The 8,550-nt window shown below is 46.7% G+C and carries 6 protein-coding genes; 3 read left to right on the top strand and 3 right to left on the bottom strand.

Annotated elements, in window-relative coordinates; all coding sequences use genetic code 11:
• Positions 1-194, top strand: a 194-nt coding sequence (locus Q369_RS0108480; protein ID WP_031526387.1) for a transposase, incomplete at its 5' end; no start/stop codon positions are given.
• 163 nt (positions 195-357) lie between these two features.
• Here Q369_RS0108480 and Q369_RS0108475 read toward each other — a convergent pair.
• Positions 358-1,185, bottom strand: coding sequence for a transglutaminase domain-containing protein (locus Q369_RS0108475; protein ID WP_031527375.1), 828 nt, complete (start codon positions 1,183-1,185; stop codon positions 358-360).
• 88 nt (positions 1,186-1,273) lie between these two features.
• On the opposite strand from Q369_RS0108475, the gene Q369_RS0108470 reads away from it, so the two are divergent.
• Positions 1,274-1,957 carry a GNAT family N-acetyltransferase gene (locus tag Q369_RS0108470; protein ID WP_031527374.1) on the top strand — a complete coding sequence of 228 codons (684 nt, stop codon included), beginning with the start codon at positions 1,274-1,276 and terminating at the stop codon, positions 1,955-1,957.
• Between the two features lie 52 nt (positions 1,958-2,009).
• On the opposite strand, the gene Q369_RS0108465 is transcribed toward Q369_RS0108470, so the two are convergent.
• Positions 2,010-2,459, bottom strand: a complete 450-nt coding sequence (locus Q369_RS0108465) for an Hsp20/alpha crystallin family protein (protein ID WP_031527373.1) — start codon at positions 2,457-2,459, stop codon at positions 2,010-2,012.
• Between the two features lie 457 nt (positions 2,460-2,916).
• Positions 2,917-5,367 (bottom strand): ABC transporter permease, encoded by a 2,451-nt coding sequence (locus Q369_RS0108460; RefSeq protein ID WP_031527372.1) that lies wholly within the window; start codon positions 5,365-5,367, stop codon positions 2,917-2,919.
• A gap of 282 nt (positions 5,368-5,649) precedes the next feature.
• Here Q369_RS0108460 and Q369_RS0108455 point away from each other — a divergent pair, with 282 nt between their 5' ends.
• Positions 5,650-8,295, top strand: a complete 2,646-nt coding sequence (locus Q369_RS0108455) for a DUF7133 domain-containing protein (RefSeq protein WP_031527371.1) — start codon at positions 5,650-5,652, stop codon at positions 8,293-8,295.
• The last annotated feature ends 255 nt before the right edge of the window (positions 8,296-8,550 follow it).

The following is an 8,550-nucleotide window of genomic DNA, read 5'->3' as shown; positions in this document are numbered from 1 at the left end:
AAGCCAACGAGCTACTAAAAAGTGAAGAAGGAATTGCTAAAAGAAAGAAACGGTGCTTTGATGTCGAACCGGTCTTTGGCAACATCAAAAATAACCACGGCTTCCGCCGGTTTATGCTCCGCGGCAAGCAAAAGGTCGAAATCGAATGGGGACTGATCGCATTAGCCCAGAATCTAAGGAAAAGAGCAGCTTAGGAGCGCCCGTTTCTTGCTTTTTAAGCCGAAAACAGCCGATTAGCTTTGAATGGATCGATATCGCGTTTCAATTTCCACTCAGTTTAAAGCAAATGGACGAGGGTGCCTCGGCTAAAACTGAGACACCCTCTCTTTTTATACAAAATTGCTCAAACAGCATATATTATTGCTGCTGTTGTGCCTGCTGCTGACCTGGTTCGGGTTCAAGCAGCTGCACTTCTACGTGAAGCGATTTCAGAGTTGCATTGCCGTATTGTGTTACCATTGCCACGTCGGCTGCGTCTCTTCCGTGCGCAATTTCAATGCGGTATCCTTCGGTTCTTTCCTGGACTGCGTCGAATGCGTACCAATCTCCGCCGATGTATACTTCAAACCACGCGTGCAGGTCCATTTCCTGTAATTTATCTAGATAACCTACTGTCATCCTTGCGGGAATGCTCAAACTCCTGCAAAGTGCCAGCGCCAAATGCGTGAAATCACGACAAACCCCGATGCGGTTGCGGGCCAGGTCCAGCGCGGTCGTGGTTGAATTGGTAACTCCGTATTGATATTTAACATTGTTATGGATCCATTTCCGGATTTCCTCAACCTGATCATAACCCGGCACAAAGTTGCCTGCAATTTCCATCGCCAGCTTGCTGATTTCGGGCAGGTCAGATTCACAGTAGCGGCTTGGCAAAATGTAATGCATCACTTCATCAGGCAGGTCGCCGATCATCATATAGGCCGGCACCGGGTTTGGTATCGGCTTCGTTATATTCACCTGCGCCTGAACCTCGGTTGAAATGGTAACCTGTCCAACCGGCAGTACAAATCGCTGGCAGGGATTTCCGTAAACATCTGTGTACTCGGAGAAAGGCACGGAGGGAATAATTTCAAAACCTTCCTGAATGACCGACTGGCCTTCCTGTCTTCTTGGCCGTAACATTGTAGTTACGTTTGTGGGCGCGTATACATCGTAGGCGATGACGCTTTTACCCTTCATTTTCATAAGATTCGATTATGGAATAAGTACATTCTTTTACAATCATAAATCCTGTGCCATTAAATTTGCCGCTTGCATTTAGTTTTCCCTATTCATGATCCATATACTAGACAATCCGGCCTGGAACGCCCTGTTGACAGGCAACAGGGACCTTGGCTTTCTTCATAAAGCCGCAGCTTACTTCAAGCCGGACATTTCGCCATTTGTAGCGCTTGCAGAACCTTCTGAGGCATATTTAGCTGAACTTTATGACATTCTTCCTTTTGAAAATGAGGTGGTTTTAGTGTCAAATCGTCAGATGGAAATTGCAGCGCGCTGGAAGCTTATTGCGTCCGTTCGCGGATTTCAGATGCTGTACGAAGGCCCGGCTTTCGATATATCCGCTAAAACAAAGCTGTCTGACCTGACGGAAGCGCACATACCGGACATGCGCTCACTTACCCAACTCACCAACCCGGGTCCATTTCTTCAACGAACCATTGAATTCGGGCATTATCAAGGAATTTTTGAGGAGCAGCAACTCATTGCAATGGCCGGACAGCGCATGCACCCTTCCGGCTTTGCAGAGATAAGTGCAGTATGTACGCACCCTGCGCACCTGGGAAACGGTTATGCCAAAACATTGGTGCAGCATCAGGTAAACCGCATTCTGGAAGTAAATGAACTTCCTTTTTTACATGTAAAAGCAGATAACGAGCGCGCGATCAAAGTATATGAATACCTGGGTTTCCGCATTCGGACGGAAATATTCTTCATTGTAATTCAGAAAGTGTTATAGCAAGCAGGGTAGGGTGGAAACAAACAAAAGGGGCCGAACGGCCCCTTTGTTGTTATTGTATTTCTATTAATCTAGGTCCTTTTTGTTTGGCTTCCTCCCGTTTTGGGATCCAGAGTTTTAAGAGACCATTTTCATATTGTGCGCTGATCCGGTCTTCATCGACCACGTCTTTCGGAAGAACAAAAGATCGTTGGAAAGACTGATAGCTGAACTCTCTGCGGGAATAATTTTCTTTGTTTTCTTCCTGCTTATGTTCTTTCGCAGAAGAAATAGTGAGCGTATTACCGTCGAGACGAATGTTGAAATCTTTTTTATCCATTCCCGGCGACGCCATTTCAACTTCAAAGTTGTCTTCGGTCTCACGGATATTTACCGCAGGAATAGTGGTGCTTGTTGATGAATAATTGGATTGGTTCCAATTGAAAAGATCACGACTTAAAAAGTCATCAAAGAAGCTTGGGAGCACTGGGAACGTATCCCGGTTTTTTCTGATGAGTGACATAATTTACCTCGTTTTTAAGTGTTAAATAATAAATTATCTAAAAAGTAAAATGAAGTATTTTACATTCAATCCCCTATAAAGCAAGCTACATGCCAGAGCCGGGGAAACTGAAAAATTGGCATTTTAGGTGACGGAATGACGGAATGAGCGAATGACTGAATGACTGAATTAGCGAATGATTGAATGATTGAATGATTGAATGACTGAATGATTGAATGATTGAGTGAGCTGGCACCATCCTGCTGAATGTGTCAGTTATTGTATAGTCATTAAGTCATTAATCGCTGAGTGGAGTGGCTTCAACTCATAAACTAAAAACTCCAATTCACTTATTCGCTACTCACTCATTCACTCATTCAATCATTTCAGCGCAACGACGCCCGCTCATTCGGCGCAGCGGCGCCCGCTCATTCATCATTCAATCATTCAATCATTCAATCATTCAAAACTGCCCCCCTCATTCCCCCTTCAAAACCCTCGCCGGGTTCATTAATGCGGCTTTGATTGCTTGTGAGCTTACTGTGGCGAATGCGATGACGATGGCGGCTAGTCCTGCTAAGGCAAACATCCACCAGGATATTTCGATTTTGTAGGCAAAATCGTCCAGCCAGTGACTTACGCCGTACCATGCGATTGGCGAGCCGAGCACAATGGCGATAATGACCAGTTTGATAAAGTCCCGGGAAAGTAAAGCGACGATACTGCCCACGGTAGCGCCTAGCACCTTCCGGACGCTGATTTCCTGGGTACGTTGTGCAATGGTGTAGGAAGATAAACCGAAAATGCCGAGTGAAGCGATCAGTACTGCCAGTAGTGAGAAGAAGCTGGAAATCTGGCCAAAAATGCGATCGTCTTTATATTGTTCATTGAACTTTTGATCCATAAAAAAGTAGTCGAAACGATTGCCCGGAAAGAATTCCTGGTAAGTCTGCTTCACGAGGCTGATCGTTTTTTCCATATCCGAACTCGCTACTTTGACAGAAAAAAAGCCGCTTAATGTGTAAAATGGTGCGAATACAATGGGTTCAATGGCGTGTTTCAGAGATTGCTGATGAAAGTCGCTCACAACTCCTACGATCTCCCATTCTTTTCCATTCAAAGAAAACTTCTGACCCGTTGCTTCATCCGCATCATTAAAGCCGAGCAACTTGGCAGCGGACAGGTTAAGTATGGCATTTTTGACTTTCTGAGCATCCTGATTTGAGTCAGTAGGAAGAAAGTTTCTGCCAGCCAGCATTTTAATCCGGTATGTTTCGAAAAAATCAGCGTCAACGGGCATTCTGCTGAATGTAACACCTTTGCCCTCACTGGCGCCTACACGCTTGATATTGAAGCTCCTGCTCAGCCGGTTTCCGAATACATTGGCCGACGAACTCGCTGCTTGTACCTGTGGGTAACGTTTTAGCTCCCCTTTGAAGCTGTTGATCCGGTCAATGGAAGTAGAATCCCAGCGGGTTAGTTCAGGGCCGCGCACGACCAACACCTGGTCCATATTGAAGCCCAGGTTTTCCTTGCGCATAAATTCCAGTTGTTTAAACACAATGAATGTGCCGACTATCAGCACCATAGAAGCTGTATATTGGAACACCACAAGCGACTGACGAACCCAAATCCCGTTTGCAGACCGTTTGAAACTTCCTTTTAAAACACTGATCGCCCGGAAGCCGGATAATGCAAATGCAGGATAGAAACCCGAGAGTAATGTGCCTGAGACAAACACCAGCGCAAGTAGCCATGCCATTGCGGAGCCACCATATCCCTGTCCTGTGAGCAAAGCAAATGACAGCGGCTTCTCGATGAGGTCGTTGAGGTAAGGCTGGAAAAGTAATGCAAGCACAATGGCGAGTACAAAGGCAAAAGCATTCAGCAATACTGATTCTGACAAAAACTGAAAAGTAAGCTGTCCAGATGTGGCGCCTGCTACTTTGCGGACACCTACTTCCCTGGCTCTTTCCAAAGAGCGGGCTGTGGAAAGATTAATGTAATTGATCCAGGCAATCAGGAGTATAAATGCAGCGATAATGAGCATTGTCCAGACCGCTTTTCCATTGTTCACCTGACCAATTTCATATTCGTAATCAGAGTAAAGGTGTGCGTTGCTCAGCGGCTGCAGATGAAATTTCTCAACGCTGCCGGATACCTTATCTCCTTTGAAATAACGGGTACTGAATGCGGGAAGCTTCTTTTCCAGTGCGCTTGCTTCCGCGCCTTCTCTCAATTTGACATAATGCCACATATCCGAGCTTTCCCAGCTGGTATTGACCCAATCTCCCCAGGTGCGGGCCAGCGTCTGATACGACATCAACACCGAAAATTTCAGGTGAGAATTTGCCGGGATATCCTTCATGATCCCGGTGATCTGGTAAGGAGCCGTATCCAGGTCAACCATTATCGTTTTTCCGATCAGATCAGGATATTGGGACGGATTTGCATTGAAGATCCTCTTCGCATTACTTTCAGAAAGTACGATGGAATTGGGCGCCTTCAATGCTGTTTCCGCGTCACCGGCCACGAGTGGAAATGTGAAAAACGACAGAAACTTCGCATCTGCGTACAAGCCTTTTTCCTCATAGATCTTCTGATCCTTCTGCAATTTGAAAGTACCCGGATTAGAAATGGTAGTATAGGTTTCTACCTCATTATAATCCTTGGCCAAAGCTGGCGCTACGGCAGGATAGGTAATAGTACCGTGCTGGATCAGCTTCCCCTGCTGAAAGCGGTCATTGGCAACTCTGTAAATACGATCCGAATCTTTATGAAACTGATCAAAGCTTAGCTCAAAACTGACATACTGCAAAATAAGCAGGCAAGCCGTGATCCCCACAACCAGGCCCGTCAGGTTAACAAATGTGAAAGCCTTGTTCTTCCACATATTCCGAAGCGCAATCTTAATGTAGTTCCTGACCATGATATTGAATAAAAAGAGAAAAAACGCAGCCAACTGCTAACAGCCAACAGCTATTAGCTCAAAGCCAACACCCAACTGCTAACAATCAAATGCCAGCTCTCTCAAACAGGCCCTGCGCTGCTCGGAGGCGGATTTATCCTGAATCCATTGTTCAAATGCGGACAAAATATCTTGTAATCGAACACCATTTTAGAGTAGTTCTGACTTATTTTCAATTTTAAATTCAACAAATACCTTTAATCACCGGCCTGCTTCGCTGCGCCAACTGCATTTAAAATTTTTATGTTAAAAATTACATTCAGCCTGTTTTCTGCATTCCTGCTGCTTTGCTGGAATGACTGGAACATCGGGCGCACAGAAAACCCTGTAACAAGGAAAATCCTGGTGAAAGCCGATTCACTTCCAAATGCCACCAGCTGGCCTGAGGAATTGGAAGTTACGCCGTTTGCGGGCCCGCAACTAACACCAAGTCCGGCCTGTCTGGCAGTAGCGGCAACCGGTGAAGTCTACGTGGGCGTTGACATGATCGGATCTTTGGGTAAAGATCCGGGTAAAGGAAGTATCGTGCGGCTTGTTGATTCCAATAATGACGGGAAAGTGGATAAGCACACCACTTTTGCGAAAGTGGACGATCCGCGCGGGATCATTTCAATGGGCGATCAGCTTTTTGTGCTGCATACCACGTTTGCAGATGGTAAAGCTTCGGGTATGGCGCTGGTCGTATTCGAAGATAAAAACCGTGACGGACTGGCCGATGGACCTTCCACCACTTTGATACAGGGAATCAGTAATCCCAAATTCCTGCAAAGCCGCGGAACCGACCACGCTACAAATGGAATAAGAATGGGGATCGACGGTTGGATCTACATTGCGGTGGGTGACTTTGGATTTCATGAGGCGGTGGATCGTTCCGGTAAAAAGCTGACGCAGCTTGGTGGCGGAATCGTGCGCGTTCGTCCGGATGGAACCGAAATGGAGGTTTACACCCACGGAATGCGCAATATCTACGATGTGGCGATTGATCCTTACATGAATATTTTCACACGCGATAATACCAATGACGGCGGCGGCTGGAATATTCGTTTCAGCAATCAGATCCAGTCGGGAGAGTACGGTTATCCTGTTTTGTTCAAAAATTTCACAGAAGAAATCATCCCTGCGCTGATCGACCTGGGCGGTGGCTCCGGGACCGGCTCTTTGTTTATGGATGATCCAAACTGGCCTGCCAAGTACAACCGCGTACCGATGATGGCCGACTGGGGCCGCAGCCAGGTTTACGTGCACCGCGTGGAGCCTGACGGAGCTACATTCACCCAGAAAGAAGAAGAATTTATCAAGCTGGCGCAGGTTACAGATTTGGACATTGACGCTTCCGGTCGTGTTTACCTCGCTGCCTGGGACGGCGCAGGTTATTCGGGTAACCCGAGCAAGGGGTTTGTCGTGCGGGCTGTTCCGAAAGGGTGGAAGTACAAAGCATTTAAAGATGTAAAGAAGTCGAATGCGAAAGAACTGGAAGCCCTTTTGAAATCGGAAAGTGCGGTGCAGCGGCTGGCTGGTCAGCAGGAATTGCTGGCGCGCTTTCCAAAAGATGCGGCGAAATTATCCTGGAAAATCGCGGAAGATAAGGCACTCCCACTTTATATCAGGGTAGCGGGTATATACACTTATGCGCAGGCTGCTGGCAAAGATGCGGTAACCAATCTGGTGAAGCTTACCGATGACAATGCAGTCCGTGAATTTGCACTCCGCGCTTTGGCCGACAGAAAGCCTGCCCTTGAAAAAGTACCACTTGACCCATTCATAAAAGGAATGAAAGACAGCTCGCCGCGTGTGCAGGCAGCTGCTACGATTGGCCTGGGCAGACTCGGTCGCCCGGAGGCTGCTGCTGCATTGCTGGCAGTGAAGGTACCTTCATCGTTTGTCTCACCCGCAAAAGGCACAGAAGGCCCGCATGCAACCCCCAACGCTGCCATTGTTCCTCCGCATTTGGCAGTTCGTGCGTTGGTTTCAATCCATGCGGTAGATGCTTGTGTGCAGGCCATTGGAACTGAAAGCTCGACGCTCGCACTTTGGGCATTGCGTTATATGCACGATCCGAAAGCCGTATCGGGTTTGATCGCGGCTTATGATCAATCCAAAGATGAAGCTTTGAAAAAGCAGATACTAACCACACTCGGCCGACTTTACAAGGAAGAAGCGCCATACGACGGATCATGGTGGTGGAGTACCCGCCCGGATACCCACGGTCCTTACTATAAGGCTGTTACCTGGGCCTCATCGGACGAAATCAAACGTTTTCTGATGCAGCAATGGAGCAAAGCCGATGAGGATGGAAAGAAATTTTTTGCCGACCTGAATGGTCGCCAGCGAATGGGAATCGATGAGTTTGGCGGAGAAGATATCGTTGTTGAAAAACAGGAAGTGAAGATTGATCTAACAAAAATACAGAACAAAAAAGGCCAGGTGGGTGAAAATTCCATTGAAGATGTGATGCTGGCAATTGCGAAAATTGAAGGCGATCCGGCACTTGGAAAAACTTTATTTACCAAGCAAGGCTGCGTGGCCTGCCATAGTATCAATCGCAATGGTCCATTAAAAGGACCGTACATGGGGCAAATAGGCTCGATTATGAACCGCGAACAAATTGCTGAGTCCATATTGAAACCGAATGCGTCGATCTCTCAGGGATTTGCATCGGTATTGATTACGACCAAAGATGGAAAAAGCTTCATGGGCTTTGTTTCTGAGGAGTCGGCGGAGAAGCTGGTTTTACGGGATATTACCGGTGCCGTTTACACTTTCAAAGCTTCTGATATTACCTCCCGGAAGGAAATGGAAAACTCGATGATGCCCCCGGGCCTGGCCAACGAGCTATCGTATGAGGAATTTGCGTCACTCATTACTTTCCTGTCACAGCAGAAAAAATAATGCATTAAAGCGGCAGATTATCCGTAAAACGTTCAATTGCCGGCATAGTTTGCCGGCAACTTTTTTAACTATTTGATAAAACCTGATAGCCTGTTTTCAGTTAAACTAGTATTACTTTTGGTAACAAGCGGATACTTATTGATCAGGCATCTTTACTCAACGTTTATCATATACAATATCAACCTCCATTTAGATAGCTTTATGGAGGTTTTTTTGTTTGGGGCGGCCCGCATTCACTGCTCACCTCAGAAAGGG

This window comes from Dyadobacter crusticola DSM 16708, assembly GCF_000701505.1.
Classification (GTDB): Bacteria; Bacteroidota; Bacteroidia; order Cytophagales; family Spirosomataceae; genus Dyadobacter; species Dyadobacter crusticola.
The sequence above is the reverse complement of the archived record's forward strand: the minus strand, read 5'-3'. Positions and strand labels throughout refer to the sequence as shown.